The sequence below is a fragment of the Pedobacter chitinilyticus genome (genome assembly GCF_003313385.1).
Lineage (GTDB): Bacteria > Bacteroidota > Bacteroidia > Sphingobacteriales > Sphingobacteriaceae > Pedobacter > Pedobacter chitinilyticus.
In genome coordinates, this window is record NZ_QMHN01000001.1 from 1,516,733 (window position 1) to 1,530,471 (window position 13,739).

The 13,739-nt window shown below is 40.3% G+C and carries 14 protein-coding genes; 10 read left to right on the forward strand and 4 right to left on the reverse strand.

What is annotated here, in order from left to right:
• The first annotated feature begins 156 nt into the window (after positions 1-156).
• Positions 157-1,641, forward strand: a complete 1,485-nt coding sequence (locus DUT70_RS06310; RefSeq protein ID WP_113646402.1) for an alpha-amylase — start codon at positions 157-159, stop codon at positions 1,639-1,641.
• A gap of 80 nt (positions 1,642-1,721) precedes the next feature.
• On the opposite strand, the gene DUT70_RS06315 is transcribed toward DUT70_RS06310, so the two are convergent.
• Positions 1,722-2,342, reverse strand: a complete 621-nt coding sequence (locus DUT70_RS06315; protein ID WP_113646403.1) for a hypothetical protein — start codon at positions 2,340-2,342, stop codon at positions 1,722-1,724.
• Positions 2,343-2,553: 211 nt separating this feature from the next.
• On the opposite strand from DUT70_RS06315, the gene DUT70_RS06320 reads away from it, so the two are divergent.
• From DUT70_RS06320 to DUT70_RS06355, 8 genes are all read left to right on the forward strand, one after another.
• Positions 2,554-2,814 carry a SemiSWEET family sugar transporter gene (locus tag DUT70_RS06320; protein WP_113646404.1) on the forward strand — a complete coding sequence of 87 codons (261 nt, stop codon included), beginning with the start codon at positions 2,554-2,556 and terminating at the stop codon, positions 2,812-2,814.
• Between the two features lie 247 nt (positions 2,815-3,061).
• The gene (locus DUT70_RS06325) at positions 3,062-5,230 is read left to right on the forward strand and encodes a catalase (protein ID WP_113646405.1); all 2,169 of its coding nucleotides are present in this window, start codon (positions 3,062-3,064) and stop codon (positions 5,228-5,230) included.
• A gap of 14 nt (positions 5,231-5,244) precedes the next feature.
• A complete protein-coding gene (locus DUT70_RS06330; RefSeq protein ID WP_113646406.1) occupies positions 5,245-5,715 on the forward strand; it encodes an ankyrin repeat domain-containing protein in 471 nt (156 codons plus the stop codon).
• 131 nt (positions 5,716-5,846) lie between these two features.
• Positions 5,847-6,338, forward strand: coding sequence for a CinA family protein (locus tag DUT70_RS06335; RefSeq protein ID WP_113646407.1), 492 nt, complete (start codon positions 5,847-5,849; stop codon positions 6,336-6,338).
• Between the two features lie 107 nt (positions 6,339-6,445).
• Positions 6,446-7,537: a sensor histidine kinase gene (locus DUT70_RS06340; protein ID WP_113646408.1), complete on the forward strand. Its 1,092-nt coding sequence runs from the start codon at positions 6,446-6,448 to the stop codon at positions 7,535-7,537.
• A gap of 278 nt (positions 7,538-7,815) precedes the next feature.
• The gene (locus tag DUT70_RS06345; RefSeq protein WP_113646409.1) at positions 7,816-8,178 is read left to right on the forward strand and encodes a response regulator; all 363 of its coding nucleotides are present in this window, start codon (positions 7,816-7,818) and stop codon (positions 8,176-8,178) included.
• Positions 8,179-8,199: 21 nt separating this feature from the next.
• Positions 8,200-8,697, forward strand: a complete 498-nt coding sequence (locus DUT70_RS06350) for a DUF892 family protein (RefSeq protein WP_113646410.1) — start codon at positions 8,200-8,202, stop codon at positions 8,695-8,697.
• A 209-nt stretch (positions 8,698-8,906) separates the two neighbouring features.
• Positions 8,907-10,028 carry an AI-2E family transporter gene (locus DUT70_RS06355; protein WP_113646411.1) on the forward strand — a complete coding sequence of 374 codons (1,122 nt, stop codon included), beginning with the start codon at positions 8,907-8,909 and terminating at the stop codon, positions 10,026-10,028.
• 1,163 nt (positions 10,029-11,191) lie between these two features.
• Here DUT70_RS06355 and DUT70_RS06365 read toward each other — a convergent pair.
• The 3 genes from DUT70_RS06365 to DUT70_RS06375 are packed head-to-tail and all read right to left on the reverse strand — an operon-like array spanning position 11,192 to position 12,986.
• On the reverse strand, positions 11,192-11,716 hold the full coding sequence (locus tag DUT70_RS06365) for a DUF892 family protein (RefSeq protein ID WP_113646413.1): 525 nt from the start codon (positions 11,714-11,716) through the stop codon (positions 11,192-11,194).
• A 2-nt stretch (positions 11,717-11,718) separates the two neighbouring features.
• Positions 11,719-12,093, reverse strand: coding sequence for a response regulator (locus DUT70_RS06370; protein WP_113646414.1), 375 nt, complete (start codon positions 12,091-12,093; stop codon positions 11,719-11,721).
• A gap of 56 nt (positions 12,094-12,149) precedes the next feature.
• Positions 12,150-12,986: a PAS domain S-box protein gene (locus tag DUT70_RS06375; RefSeq protein ID WP_113646415.1), complete on the reverse strand. Its 837-nt coding sequence runs from the start codon at positions 12,984-12,986 to the stop codon at positions 12,150-12,152.
• A 213-nt stretch (positions 12,987-13,199) separates the two neighbouring features.
• Between DUT70_RS06375 and DUT70_RS06385 the strand changes: the two genes are divergently transcribed.
• Positions 13,200-13,685, forward strand: coding sequence for a BLUF domain-containing protein (locus tag DUT70_RS06385; RefSeq protein ID WP_113646417.1), 486 nt, complete (start codon positions 13,200-13,202; stop codon positions 13,683-13,685).
• The last annotated feature ends 54 nt before the right edge of the window (positions 13,686-13,739 follow it).

Genomic DNA, 13,739 nt, shown 5'->3' on the forward strand with positions numbered 1-13,739 from the left:
ATAAAACAGCCCTACCTTGCTTTTGTTTGGCAAGAATGCTGAATTATTTTCGCCATCATTTTACCCTCAAAAAAGTGTCACCAAACATTACCACGGCATTTTTGTTAGTTGGGCAAACATGCTTAATAACCCAACTGAATCGAGATCAAAAACACTATGGAAAACTTTACAATGCTACAGTTCTTTGAATGGTACTACCCTGCCGATGGAAGCTTATGGAAAAAACTCACATTAGAAGCACAGGATATCAAGGATAAAGGTTTCGATACCCTATGGTTGCCCCCAGCTCATAAAGGCATGGCAGGGCCAAATTCCATTGGCTACGACTCCTATGACCTTTATGATTTGGGAGAGTTTGATCAAAAAGGGAGTATTCGAACCAAATATGGCACTAAGCAAGAATTAATAGAAGCCATTAAGGCTGCACAAAACGCGGGTTTAAAGATCTATGTAGATATTGTACTGAACCATTTGGGTGGAGGCGATGAAACGGAGGCCATTACCGTGAGAAAGGTGGATCCAGCGCAACGCAACAACTTCACCTCGGAACCTTTCGAAATTGAAGCTTTCACTAAATTCAACTATCCCGCTCGAGCGGGCAAATACTCCAAATTTAAATGGGACTTTCAATGCTTTAGTGGCGTAGATTATGATCACAGGACTGGCGAAACGGCTATTTATAGCATACAGAACCAATATGGAGACGGTTGGGAAGAGGTATTGGATCAAGAAAATGGCAACTTTGATTACCTCATGCTATCGGACATTGATTTTCGCAATCCCGCAGTAAGGGAAGAACTAAAGGCTTGGGGAAAATGGCTATATCAGACCTTAAAATTTGACGGCTTTCGCTTAGATGCCATTAAACATATGCCCGCTAGCTTTTACAACGAATGGCTCGATTTCCTGAGAGCAGATTTACAAAAGGAATTGTTTACCGTGGGCGAGTATTGGGCACCAAATGACTTGGGTAGCCTGCTGGACTATATAGCCGCTACAGAGGGGCGAATGTCTTTATTTGACGCCTGCTTACAAGCTAATTTTTCTGCAGCCTCCCAATCAGGCAGCAATTACAACATGGCCAGCATTTTTGAAAATACTTTAGTAGGTGCAAGGCCCGATTTGGCTGTTACTTTTGTGGAAAACCACGACACCCAGCCGCTTCAATCTTTAGAACAAATTGTAGAGCCTTGGTTTAGGGCACATGCTTATGCCATGATCTTGTTAAGAGAAGCGGGCTACCCTTGTGTTTTTTACGCAGACCTTTACGGTTCTAACTACACCGATAAAGGACAGGACGGGCAGGACCATGAAGTAACCATTGGACATTTGCCCCAACTACACACTTTACTTGAACTACGCAAACAGCGTGCTTACGGCTTGCAGCGAGATTATTTAGACCACGCCAACTGTATTGGTTGGACAAGGGAAGGCATCGAAGAAAAAGAAAATTCGGGACTGGCCGTTATCCTATCTAATGGAGAAAAAGGTTACAAAAGAATGGAAATGGGCCCCGCTTTTGCAGGAAGAACTATGAGGGATGCCCTGGGACACGTAACGGAAGAAATTAGGGTAGACGAAGATGGTTGGGCTGAGTTTGTTTGCGAAGCAGGGTCAGTTTCTGTTTGGGTTTTGGCATAACATTTATTAATCAACCGATTTTGAGCTGTCAAATAAAAGAAAAAAGTAGGCACTGGTTTCAAACACGGTTTTCAGAATTGCTAGCGATCGGCCAATAGCCCTTTTAATAACGATTTCCATTGCGGGTAAGAAAGCCCCAACATCGCCATCCAACCTACAGCCATGTTACGGATATTATCAAGCGTATCGGCGGTGTAGGTATTTGCCTGTTCATTTCGGCCATGCTCCTCTGCATAAAGGTGTTTTCCAATGCGCTTTACCTGAAACGTGGAGGTGGCTTGTTCGGTAAGAAAATGAGCGGTGTCATTGCTTTTTGAAAGTGGGTTCGCTGCTGGTCTTGCCCTAAGGGTAAGCACCTCCATCCCCTCCTCTTTCGCCTGCATCACCTTTTCTATCAAAACCCAATCATAACCTTTGCCCACGCTCGAACCAGGACCTGGGATATCAATTTTAATGTAGTCGCCTTCCTCTGCCAAACGGTCAACTGGATTACCAAAGGTGTTGTTTAATTGAAAGGTAGACAATGCACTACCCGTTAATGAAGCCCATTGGTTAACATCCAGCAATCGATATTTAACCAATTCGAAAAACTCGATGGCTGCTGCTTCATCAGTAAACCAACGTTGTTCCTCCGCATCCATCTGCTCGCCAATTTCTTGGCTAGGTACGTGTTCTTTGCCAAAATCTTTGTTCTTTTCCATTTTCGTTGAAGTTTAGCCTTTATTACTGCGCCTTTTTAATAGATCCTGTTTTCTAAAAAAACATGAATAAGTTTTAGATAAATCATTTTAATGGCCAAAAGTTTTCCTACATCAAAGATCAGGTATTTACTCCTTTTACCGCAGGTACATATACCTATATAAAGTGCTTCGCAAACAAGGAATGTGTATAAATGTTAAACCCGTAAAACACATGGAACAGCAGCTGATTATAGGAATATTGGCAGGCAGCCTAACAGCCATAGCGACCACGCCACAAATTGTCAAAGTTATCCGCACCAAAAAGGTAGATCAGGTATCCCCTTTGATGTTCGTCATATTGGCTGCTGGAAATGCCACTTGGTGCTGGTATGGGATATTATTAAAAGACTGGCCCATTATCATCACCAATGCTTTTTCGCTTACCATGGATTTGGCGATGTTGGTACTCAAGGCCATTTACCATAAAAAGTAACGCCTTATTTGCACCAAAGTTCTTTATGGAATCGAAAAACCAATAGCACAACAACATACTAATGTTACCCCAAAACTACTCATAGCTAAACAGGTACTTTTCGAGCAAAATACCTGTTGTGTGGTCAGCTTAAACCAAAGCCAACTAAGGATTGTTTTGCTGCCGTAACTTAATAGGAGATCTAAACGATTTTAAAGCATTGATTGCTTCCTTGACGACTTAATTTAAAAAAACTAAACCAAATGATATGGCAAAGAAACCTCTTACCCCTGAACAATCTGGGTTACCAGCAAACAAAAAAGTACAGCAGTTATCTCAACATCAAGCAGATGCTACAGGGCAACCCATGACGACTAACCACGGTTTGGGAATTAATGACGACCAGAACTCGCTAAAAGCTGGGGAACGTGGAGCAACCCTATTGGAAGACTTCATTTTAAGAGAAAAAATCACCCATTTTGATCATGAGCGCATTCCAGAAAGAATTGTACATGCCCGTGGCGCTGGTGCGCATGGCGTATTTAAGCTTTATAAACCCATCCCACATTTAAGCAAGGCCCACTTTTTAAACACAGATACTGAAACACCTGTATTTGTACGTTTTTCTACCGTGGCAGGCTCAAGGGGATCCACAGATTTAGCCAGGGATGTACGTGGCTTTGCTGTAAAATTTTATACCCAACAGGGCAACTTTGATTTGGTAGGTAATAACATGCCTGTTTTCTTTATACAGGATGCCATGAAGTTTCCTGATTTGATTCATGCTGTAAAACCCGAGCCCGATAATGAGATGCCACAAGCAGCTTCGGCGCATGATACCTTTTGGGATTTTATTTCCATGATGCCCGAATCGGCACACATGGTGATGTGGGCCATGAGCGATCGTGCCATTCCACGCAGCTACAGAATGATGGAAGGATTTGGGGTGCATACTTTTAGATTGATTAATGATAAAGGTGAAAGCCATTTTGTAAAGTTTCATTGGAAACCGCTTTTGGGCGTACATGCTGTAGCTTGGGATGAAGCACAAAACATATCTGGTAAAGATCCTGATTTTCATCGCAGGGATTTATGGGAAGCCATACAAATGGGCAGTTTCCCTGAATGGGAACTTGGGATCCAAGTAGTGGCTGAGGCCGACGAGCACAAATTTGACTTCGATCTTTTGGATCCCACTAAGTTGATTCCAGAAGAACTAGTGCCCGTACAGCGTATTGGCAAATTAACATTAAACCGTAATCCCGATAATTTTTTTGCTGAAACGGAGCAGGTGGCGTTTCATGTGGGCCATGTGGTGCCAGGCATTGACTTTACCAATGACCCTTTATTACAGGGAAGACTTTTTTCTTATACCGATACGCAATTGATTCGTTTAGGAGGTCCTAACTTTCACGAAATTCCCATCAATCGTCCGATAGTACCAGTACACAACAACCAGCGTGACGGGTATATGCGACAAACCATTAACGTAGGAAAAGCAAGTTACGGACCTAACAGCACAGGCAATAACGATCCGCAACAGGTGAAAGCACGTGATGGCGGATTTACCAGCCATACCGAAAGAATTGATGCTAAAAAGATACGAGCCAGAAGCCGTAGTTTCTTCGACCACTTTAGCCAAGCCAAACTGTTTTTCCATAGTCAGTCAAAGCCTGAGCAAAACCACATCATCGATGCCTTGAGTTTTGAGCTAGGGAAGGTAAAAACCGTTGCCATTAGAGAACGTATGCTCAGCATACTACAACAAATTGAAGCTACCCTAGCCGAGCAGGTGGCTGCAAACCTTGGCCTTAAAGTACCTACCAAGCCGCAGCAGCTCAATTTTAGCGTACCTGCCGATGGTAATCCAAAAGATTTTGAGCCCGTACACAAAGAACCTTCAGTAAAAAAATCGCCTGCCCTAAGCATGGCAAATACGATAAAGGACAACATCAGCACACGTAAAATTGCTTTTTTATTGGCTGATGGTGTTGATGTAAGCAGTGTGACCGATATGAAAAAATCTTTGGAGTCAGCTGGCGCTGTAATAGAAATCATTGCGCCTAAACTAGGACATATAGGCACTGGGAATAAAAAAATCCAAGTAGATGAAAGTTTATTAACGGCGGCATCTGTTTTTTACGATGCAGTTTTTGTACCTGCAGGAAAAAGCAGTATCGAGATGCTTGCACAACAGCCCGAGGCAATACATTTTCTCAATGAAGCCTATAAGCACTGTAAGGCCATTGCCATTGCCGACGAACACGATAATGCGCTGATTAAAAACAGTTATATCGCTACAGCGCAAAAAAGCGACGGCACCAAGGACAATGCCCTACTGATTGGGAATACAAAAGAAATTACCAAAAATTTTATCACAGCGATAGCTCAACACCGTAATTGGGACAGGGAAAAAGCCAGAAAAGTACCCGCCTAATCATACCTCAATATATGGAACTTGAAAAAGAAATGCTCATTCATGCAGCAAGAATTGGCAATACAGCCGTATTAGAAGAATTAATTAAAGGTGGTGCTAACCTTAACCAACAGGATCCAAAAGGTTATACCCCTTTAATTATTGCCTGCTACAACCATCAGTACGAAGCGGCAAAAATATTGATTGAACATGGCGCAGATGTAAACGCCGTTGATCATGGTGGCAATACCGCACTCATGGGTGCAGCCTTTAAGGGGTATGCTGACATCGCCGAACTATTAATCACTCATGGCGCAGCACTCGATTTGCAACACGGCAATGGTGGTACGGCACTCATGTTTGCGGTAATGTTTGGTCGCAACGAAATGGTTAAACTGCTTTTACTGAATGGTGCCAATTCAGAATTATGTGATACCAGAGGCTTGAGGGCTATTGACTTGGCCTATCAACAGGGAAACACCGAAGCAGTTGAACTGCTAGGCTAAACAACTAAGTTGCTACATGATCAAGCCATTCTTGCGTAGGAAGGACATGGTATAAACGGACAGATATTGTGAAGATTGAGGTTAATGTTACCGCATAGCAAAAATTACCTCAAAAACGCTTATTAACCAATATGGAAAAACAGCTAATTCAACAATGTGGCAAATTACTTGCGGATAACAAAATCACCATGGCATTGGCAGAAAGTGCTACGGCTGGGCTGGTTACAGGAGCCTTTAGTCTATGTGCTAATGCAGGTGAATTTTTGATGGGCGGCCTGGTATGTTATGATGTGAGTATTAAGGAGCAATTGCTTGATGTAAGCCCAGCGCTGGTTGAAGAATTTACGCCAGAATCAACCGAAGTTACTTTTGCAATTGCTAAAGGCTTAGCCTCAATCATCCCAGCCGACCTTCATATTGGTATTACTGGTTTAACTCGCCCTGGAGGCAGTGAAACCAAAGAAAAACCAGTAGGTACCATCTTCTTTTGTGGTATTTTTGGCGAAAATAAACTCTTCGAAGAAAAAGTTGTTTTTAAGGGCAATCAAGAGCTAATCATCAATCAAGCAATTGTTTATTTAGCAAAACTGCTTATAACCGCCCTTTCTAAAACAAAAAAGTAGTCAAATCCATTACAAATAACGGCGATCACTTCCATCATCGATATGGTACGGAGTCCAAGTAAAACTTATTAGTAACTAAATTGTTTTTTGTAAAAAACCAGTTATTAATGCCGACCAAAAATCAACAAATTGCTGATCTTGTTCAGCTCAACGAAGACCTCGAAAATTACTTTGCCAATACCATCATACCGCAATTATTTGTAGATGCAGATTTGATATTGCGAAAATTTACGCCGCCAGCGATGAGACAGTTCAATTTAAAGGGGGAACATATTGGAAAACCTTTAGAAGAAATCAGCGAAAATTTTCGACATCATACGCTCTTAGAAAATATCAAAACGGTCATTAGCACAGGCAAAATATTGGAAAAGGAAATTCAAACCACCGACATGAGATGGTACCAAATGAATATCCTGCCTTACATTGTTAGAAAAACAAAAGCCACTAACGGAGTGATCATTACCTTTGTTGATATTACGCCACGTATTACCGATTTGAAGGAGCAAGAAAAGCTAATTGCTGAGCACGAGCTTTTGCTAGATACCATTACCCATGATATTAAAAATCCAATACTAGCGATGGGGCTCACTTTAGAATTTCTCAAAAAGCAACCAGATCAACAAAAATTGGTCAAATTGCTCGAAAATCTGGACTCCAGCCTAAACGGAATCAAAAACATTGTAGAAAGTCTGGTCGATAATCGGTGGGGTAGCCAACGCTACCAAGCGGCTGAGGAACTTCTAGATATCCAAAATATCATAGAAGATGTAAGGTTAGCCATCGCTCCCCAAGTTTTAGAGAGTGGGGCAATCATCAATCAAGACATTCAAGCATCGGAATTAACTTTTGTAAGGCGAAAATTACGTAGCGTACTGTATAATCTCATTAATAATGCCATTAAGTATACCCCTACTAGCCGTCCTCCAAAAATAATGATCAAAACCTATCAGGAAAAGAAACACTTTGTCATTTCGGTAACAGATAACGGAATTGGAATTAGCAAAAAGGACCGCGAACATATTTTCGAAAAATTTCAGCGCATTAAACCCACTACCGAAGGATCGGGGGTTGGCCTTTATTTGGTAAATACCATCGTGGCTTCGTCAGGTGGAAAAATCACCATTGATAGTGAGCCTGGTACTGGTACTACCTTCAAAATATTCCTAAGGCTTCCTAATCATACTTCTAGCAAACGTTGAAATATTTTAACATGGTTCATGAAAAATGACATATCGTCAAATGATCCGAATATCTTTTTAGTTTCCATAATTCTACTAATTTTTAATTAGCCAACACTAAATATAGCGGAAATATGGAGACCTTTGAAGAAAGCGATATCAACTTAAAGCATTGAAAAAGAGGCCAAATTTAGAAACCTATCTCGAATTAAACTGGCCTTACATTTACCTTAAAATTGCTATGCCGAACAATTTTACTATATTCCAATGTTAATTACTACCTAAAAAACTTAAACATAATGAATAAAAGGATATTGACCATTGAAGATGACCCAGATATATTGGCTATACTTGAAATTGTTTTCCAAGAGGAAGGCTTCGAATTCATTTCAAACAGCAAGGGAATGACCGCCGATGAAATTACCCTGGTACACCCAGACCTTGTGCTCCTAGACGTAAGAATTTTTGGCTTTGAGAAAACTGGGGCACAAATTTGTAAAGAACTTAAGCAAAATGCAGAGACGCGCAACTTACCTATCATTTTACTTTCAGCAGAGCAAAACCTTGCTCAACTAGCAGAGGCTTGTGGAGCAGATCATTATATCAACAAACCTTTCGACATTGATGATGTTGTTAAAGTAGTGAATCAATTTGCATCATAAAACAAACTCAATTAACTCTACATGGAAATTTCTCCAAAAAAAATACAAGACTTTTTTATTGAGCATTTAGACAAAATACATTGTGCTAAGTCTCACCTAGTGACCAAACTACCTGCACTAATCAACTGGGCACATTATCCAGATTTGAAAGAAGCCCTGGACCAAACACTGGAAAATGTAAAAATGGAGATTTCTAGAATGGATATTATTTATGCACTACTGGATGCGGGCTATTCCGATTGTTCTACAAAAGGCTTGATTGGGCTGGTGAGCGATGCATTTGAGGCCATTCAGAAACAAGATTCCGAGCCCGAACTTAGAGACTTGTCTATTCTTTTCTACCTACAGAATATAGAAAGTGTGGAGATGGCCTCTTTCCAGATTTTACAGATGACAGCAGTAAAGCTCAAAAACAAACAAATAGGTGAGCTTTTAAGAGAAAATTATGAACAGTCTAAAAGTAACCGCACCCAATTGCTATTGGTTGCTACAAAATATATCACTTCTGTTTCTAAATAAAATTTCAGCGCCACTGCCTCTTAGTCTTTTTCTTACACCTGCTTCATCTATTGATGTCCAGTAACATAGCAGTTGTTGTAAAGGGTAATACTCGAATTTTGTAGTGATGTATTATTTAAGGGGCACAACTATCACCATTTGGCTCATTAACTAGTGCTAACTTGGGCATGTACTGTGAATTAATATTCCTTTAAAACATTCTTTGCCTGATGATGTTAGGAATAAGTAATTTCATATCCATGGCCGAAAACAGACCTTTTAACCTCTACAGAACTTTAACTTCAAGCATTCTTTATCTTTTTGGGCTAGTCATTTTACTATGGTTTCTATATAAGATTATTTCCGTAGTCATCTTATTTTTATTTGCCATCATTCTAGGGATCATTATTAACCAGCCCGTTAACAAATTGGAGAAAAGAGGGATGAAAAGATGGTTGGCTGCATTGATAGTGCTTGGCGCTATTTTCATCGTTTCTACCGTTATTGCTATTCTGGTTTTACCAGTCATCAGTGATCAAATCGATATCCTGATTGGTAACATTCCTAGTTATTTGAATAGCGTTACTACCCACTTGGAACATTTATTAAGAAAGTATCCAGAGCTGAGTAAAAACCTGCCCGACGATCAGATATCGCTCAGTAGTGCAATGCCTCCATTAGGAAAAACGGTGATGGGGCTAGGGAGCTTTTCATTTAGTATTTTGGGTGGCATATTTGTGTTCATCGTCTTCATCTCGATGATTGTCTTTTTTGTAGCCAATCCAAGGCCCATCATTCAATTATATTTAACCGCCTTTTTACCAGATAAACGCGAAAAGGCCACCAATGCTTTAAAGCATACCTCGAGCATGTTGGGCGGCTGGATGCGGTCGAACCTCATTGGGGGTGCTGTACAAGCCGTATTGGTATTTGTATTTTTGAGCATCATGAACGTACCAGGAGCATTGGTATGGGCAGCATTGGCTTTCTTTTCGGAACTGATTCCTAAGATAGGCTTTTACATTATGGCCATCCCTCCCACTTTGGTAGCATTGTCTATTGGCCCTGCAACGGCACTTTGGTGCTTGGTATTTTTTCTACTTTTAAATGAGCTGACGGCAGATTTTTTAATGCCTAAACTAAGGTCTAAAACCATGAAAATCCACCCTGTTTCGCTGCTGTTCCTATTGCTATCCATGGGAGCTGCTTTTGGACTAATGGGCGCATTATTAGCTACCCCTATGGCCGCTATTATTAAAGCTTACTACGAAGAGTTTTACTTATCCAGATTTCCTGAAGATCATCAGCTTGAAAACAATGTAGATGAAATATTATATGGGGATGATAAATAGTGAGTTTAAGCTTTCATTATCTTTCTTAAGCACTTCTTTCCCACTATAAGAGGGAGATACAGCACAGCGGATAAAGGTTAAATTCAAAGAACCTCTCTCTAGCGCTCTCCTTAAAAAGAGAGAGGATTGGACAATGCACTTAGCTTTATTCTGCACTAACTTTGACAGTTCCACCAAATTTCCTAAGCGCTTCTATCTCCCTCAAAGGGAGAACCGAAGCGTAGCGAGCTCATTGATGCCAAAATGCAATAACATATTTTTCAATAGATGTCCAAAGGACAGAGAGGGTTTAATTCAAAGAACCTCTCTCTAGCTCTCTCCTTAAAAAGGAGAGAGAACTGATTGTGCTAATTGGTACTTTATTGCCTATAGATTGTTACCGTAAATGCAGACTTACGAAGTTTTTGAAACTTCGTAAGTCTCAAGATAAACCCAACCTAACTTTGAAAGTCCCATCAAATTTCCCTAAGCACTTCTCTCTCCCTCAAAGGGAGAACCGAAGCGTAGCGAGCTCATTGATGCCAAAATGCAATAACATATTTTTCAATAGATGTCCAAAGGACAGAGAGGGTTGAATTAAAGAAACCTCTCTCTAACTCTCTCCTTAAAAAGGAGAGAGAATTGGTTGTGCTAATTGGTACTTTATTTCCTATAGATTGTTACCGTAAATGCAGACTTACGAAGTTTCAAAAACTTCGTGAGTCTTAAGATAAATCGAACAACATAAGACTTAGGCCAAGACATTGACCTTTCTTCCTTTTCCAAGGCCCTATGTTTCTTTTGCAAAGCACCTTTCCATATTTGCAAAAGACTTTTTCTTCCGTTGCGAAGAACCTTTCCATATATGACAAAGCACTTTTCTTCCCTTGCGAAGAGCCTTTCCATATGTAACAAAGCACTTTTCTTCCGTTGCGAAGGACCTTTCCATATTTGCAAAAGATTTTTTCTTCCGTTGCGAAGAGCCTTTCCATATATGACAAAGCACTTTTCTTCCCTTGCGAAGAGCCTTTTCCATATGAGACAAAGTACTTTTCTTCCGTTGCGAAGAACCTTTCCACATGTGAAAAAGACTTTTTCTTCCTTTGCGAAGAGCATTTGTTGCCAGATAAAGGCATTCGTAAATGCTTACAGTTTCTGGTGGTTAGTATCTTAGTTTGGCTTTTTTAGCTAACCATGTATTTGGAAGAAATTAGTAATAACAAGGTACGATCTGACTTGGCTTCCTCGTAATTCTCTTTGAGCAACTTGCCTATTTTTTCATCAAATTTAACGGCAGCCATTTGTAAGATCTGAAAGGAAGCCATTTCCACGCTTTCAATCACCTGAAGGTAGAAAATAATGGATAAGTCTTGAAGTTCGGGCTCTCCTTCTTGAGCGTTGATAGCTTCAAAGGCATCGTTCACCAAACCTGTAAGCCCATGTATGCTTCCCTCAGCTACCTCTGCGTCCAACATGGTATAAATCATCTGCATTCTGGCAATTTGGTTGCGTACCCCTGCTACCGTTTCCTCAATGGCATTTTTAAGGTCGGTAAAATAAGCCTCTTCTGCTAAAGAAGGCAGTTTGGTAACCAAATGGATTTTCGCGGCATAAATCCGATCCAAGTGAGTTAAAAAAAATTGCTTTAACAGTTGCGAACCCAAATTGATGCGGTCCCACGACTCGATTTTATTTGACTTGTTGTCCATGGCTAATTTATTTCCGAAGATACAAATTCCTTGACTTTATTGGTCAGTTCCGTGATGTTAAAAGGCTTACTTAAAAAGCCATTTGCCTTACAACTGGCCGCTAGCATTTCCAAATTGTGTTCAGATGAAACCAATAGTACGGGTACATGTTCTACTGCTTTGTGCATTTTATATTCGGTACAAATATCTACGCCCGATTTTGGAAAACCATCGATATTAATATCTAGTAAAATCAGGTCTGGAAGCATCAAGGAAAGAGCCTCTGGCGAAATTCCAATTTGACTTGTGATGACCTCAAAGCCATCTTCCTCCAATACCAATTGAAAAATGGATAGGATGTCGATATCATCATCTATTGCCAATATTTTTTTGCCCATCGTTAATGGATAATAGGTTAATGATCAATTAATTTTTACGATTGATAATCCTTGTTTTAAAGCAGTTCGGAAACTTCAATACCATAAACTTGGCTAAAAAGTTTCTTGAAATAGGTATTGGAATGATAACCTGCTATTCTTGAGATTTCGCTCAAAGTACGGTATTTTCGGGAGGCTATAGCTTCCCAAGCCAAGTGTAGTCGTATCATCCTCACCAATTGGTTAGGGGTAATTCCCATAATGCGTTTCACCTGTCTAAATAACTGACGTTCGCTTACGGCCATGTCTGCACTCAGTATCCTCAGGTTAATTTCTGATTTACCCGCATAATTTCTCACCACAGATTCGAACCTTTTTAACCACAACTGATCTGCCTGGGAAACCGCAGAAGTGCTATCCAACCACTTCGGGTTAGAATTGTTGCTCACAAATGCAGGCTGTACAATATCCAAATCAGCAGAAAAACGCTTCATCTGTTCGGTATTTAATTTACCAAGCAGCGTAGATATCGTTTCTTGTTGCTCAATGCTTTTTTTATCGGTGATATCTTTTGCAATGGCAAATATGATCTGATCACGTATAACGGGTACAGCAGTCCAAAGCAACCAAATAACCGCACCATCTTTTCTCAAATACCTATTTTCAAACTGAAACAACGTTTCTCCTTTTCTTAACTGCTCTCGCTTTCGAGCAGTGAGTTCCTTATCTTCAGGATGTACAAGAGTATCTATATGGCTTCCCAGTAATTCTTCTGAGCTGTAACCAAGTGTTTTTGAAACAGCTGGGTTTATTTTTTTTAGATAGCCGTCGTAGCCTGCAATAAAAAGCAGGTCTGGTAATAAGTCAAAAAAATACTCCAGATCAAACTGCACCATCTGAGTTTTATTTCTCATTTATCGTGGGATAATATTGATTGCCAAGCAACGCAAAAAAGCGTCTTTGGTGTCATCGGAACAGCAAATTAGCCTATTTGTTTCAGTAAACCGTTTCCTAATTTTATTTTGGCAGGTTTGCTCGGCTTATGGCAATTTTATATCAATTGTTTTCTCCACATTTAACAAAATAGAGATAAAACTTGAGATCATCTGTATCAAATTACCTGTGGAATGAACAACTCACCAACCTCCTACTATTTAGTATATACCAGCCTAGCAAAAACACTAATGTCTTCGGCGGCATTGCTGGAATTACTGCAAGAGTCGCAAGCTGAAAATGAGAAGTTAGCGATTACAGGAATGCTCATTTATATGGAAACTCGCTTTTTGGATCGATTAGAGGGACGTTTTATGCAACTCATTGAAGGGGAAAAAACGGCTATTGTTCAGCTTTACGAAAAAATAAATCGTGACCCTCGCCATCAGCAATTGATCTTATTGGCCAGTGGCGAACAGAAAGCGCCTAATTTCCCTCGCTGGTCGATGTCGTTTATTTCAAAACCGATCGACCAACATGGTTATCGCGAACTTGACATGGCATTATTTGAAGTTGAACCTTTTACTGTCGATGGGCCTGCTTGCTTCTTGAAAGAGTTTTATCAATATAATATTCATCTTCGCCATGAAGAGCTTCGGCGATTTGAGGATGCCAGTTAGCGTATACTTTTTCCATTTATACTGGAAAACCAAATTCCTTTGAAAAGAGCTTAA

Coding starts and splice junctions, on each gene's coding strand:
- DUT70_RS06365 (WP_113646413.1), bottom strand. CDS start 11,716: ATGGACAACAAGTCAAATAAAATCGAGTCGTGGGACCGCATCAATTTG.
- DUT70_RS06315 (WP_113646403.1), bottom strand. CDS start 2,342: ATGGAAAAGAACAAAGATTTTGGCAAAGAACACGTACCTAGCCAAGAA.
- DUT70_RS06335 (WP_113646407.1), top strand. CDS start 5,847: ATGGAAAAACAGCTAATTCAACAATGTGGCAAATTACTTGCGGATAAC.
- DUT70_RS06340 (WP_113646408.1), top strand. CDS start 6,446: ATGCCGACCAAAAATCAACAAATTGCTGATCTTGTTCAGCTCAACGAA.
- DUT70_RS06310 (WP_113646402.1), top strand. CDS start 157: ATGGAAAACTTTACAATGCTACAGTTCTTTGAATGGTACTACCCTGCC.
- DUT70_RS06370 (WP_113646414.1), bottom strand. CDS start 12,093: ATGGGCAAAAAAATATTGGCAATAGATGATGATATCGACATCCTATCC.
- DUT70_RS06350 (WP_113646410.1), top strand. CDS start 8,200: ATGGAAATTTCTCCAAAAAAAATACAAGACTTTTTTATTGAGCATTTA.
- DUT70_RS06385 (WP_113646417.1), top strand. CDS start 13,200: ATGAACAACTCACCAACCTCCTACTATTTAGTATATACCAGCCTAGCA.
- DUT70_RS06345 (WP_113646409.1), top strand. CDS start 7,816: ATGAATAAAAGGATATTGACCATTGAAGATGACCCAGATATATTGGCT.
- DUT70_RS06325 (WP_113646405.1), top strand. CDS start 3,062: ATGGCAAAGAAACCTCTTACCCCTGAACAATCTGGGTTACCAGCAAAC.
- DUT70_RS06320 (WP_113646404.1), top strand. CDS start 2,554: ATGGAACAGCAGCTGATTATAGGAATATTGGCAGGCAGCCTAACAGCC.
- DUT70_RS06330 (WP_113646406.1), top strand. CDS start 5,245: ATGGAACTTGAAAAAGAAATGCTCATTCATGCAGCAAGAATTGGCAAT.
- DUT70_RS06355 (WP_113646411.1), top strand. CDS start 8,907: ATGATGTTAGGAATAAGTAATTTCATATCCATGGCCGAAAACAGACCT.
- DUT70_RS06375 (WP_113646415.1), bottom strand. CDS start 12,986: ATGAGAAATAAAACTCAGATGGTGCAGTTTGATCTGGAGTATTTTTTT.